2 protein-coding genes are annotated in these 771 nt (G+C 61.7%); both read left to right on the top strand.

All coding sequences use genetic code 11. From position 1 onward, the window contains the following. Positions 1-414, top strand: a 414-nt coding sequence (locus ACR0C6_RS21655; RefSeq protein ID WP_480621195.1) for a glycine cleavage T C-terminal barrel domain-containing protein, incomplete at its 5' end; no start/stop codon positions are given. 18 nt (positions 415-432) lie between these two features. Further along, the coding region (gcvH, locus tag ACR0C6_RS21660) for a glycine cleavage system protein GcvH (RefSeq protein WP_480621197.1) at positions 433-771 on the top strand (339 nt) is incomplete at its 3' end.

Below are 771 nucleotides of genomic sequence, written 5' to 3' on the forward strand. Positions count from 1 at the left end.
CTTGAGGCGGGGCTGTGCCTGTATGGCAATGACATCGACCAGAGCACCTCGCCCATCGAAGCCTCGCTGAGCTGGGCGATCCAGAAGCGCCGCAAGGAAGAGGGCGGGTTCCCGGGGGCCGAGCGCATCCAGAGAGAACTGGCCGAGGGCGCATCCCGCAAGCTGGTGGGCATCAAGCCCGAGGGCCGCGCGCCTGCGCGTCAGGGCGTTGAGATCCAGTGCACGGAAGGCAACACCATTGGCCAGATCACCTCGGGCGGGTTTGGCCCGACGGTCGGTGGCCCCGTTGCGATGGGCTATGTGTCCGCAGGCCATGGTGAGCCGGGCGAGACGGTCAATCTGATCATTCGGGGCAAGCCGCAACCGGCCGAGATCGTGGCGCTGCCCTTCGTCACCCAGAATTACAAGCGTTGAAGTCAGGAGAGAGACAAGATGGCAACCTATTATTCCGAAGAGCACGAGTGGATTGACGTGAACGGCGACACAGCCACTCTGGGCATCACCAAACATGCCGCCGAGCAGCTGGGCGATGTGGTCTTCGTGGAACAGCAGGAAGTGGGTGACGAGTTCGAGAAAGACGGCGAGATCGGTGTGATTGAATCCGTCAAAGCGGCCTCGGAACTCTATGCCCCGGTTGATGGCGAGATCGTCGAGGTCAACGAGGCGCTGGCCGACAATCCTGGCGCGCTGAACGAAGACCCCGAAGGTGAGGCATGGATCTACAAGATCAAGATCACCGACGCGTCGCAGCTGGAAGATCTGATGGATGAG

The organism is Ruegeria sp. AL12, assembly GCF_056540885.1.